Below are 310 nucleotides of genomic sequence, written 5' to 3'. Positions count from 1 at the left end.
ACAAATTACAAATTGGGCTAATGGAAGGTGTTTATCTCCGACTAGCGGATAACGGTATGAATGGATGACAGGTGGCTTTTCATCTTCAGAAGAGACAGACTGTATAAGAGTCATTTTTCGCACATTACGTTGATCAAGCCGGTATGTCAAAATTTGTTTGGAATCTGGAGACCACAGTGCTGTTGGTGGAACCTTTTGGTTAGATAATCGTTTAAGGATAACGGAAGTTTCTGATTCCGGCTGAGTACCATAATCATAGTATTGTTTACCATCATGAGTTAATTGGATGATTTGTCCTGTTTCTAAAGAA

1 protein-coding gene is annotated in these 310 nt (G+C 38.7%); it reads right to left on the bottom strand.

Annotated elements, in window-relative coordinates; translation table 11 throughout:
- On the bottom strand, positions 1-310 hold a 310-nt coding region (locus HRG09_RS28475), incomplete at both ends, for a DPP IV N-terminal domain-containing protein (RefSeq protein WP_174104120.1).

This window comes from Bacillus sp. Xin1, from assembly GCF_013314535.1.
Classification (GTDB): Bacteria; Bacillota; Bacilli; order Bacillales; family Bacillaceae_G; genus Bacillus_A.
This window is presented reverse-complemented; position numbering and strand designations above follow the sequence as displayed.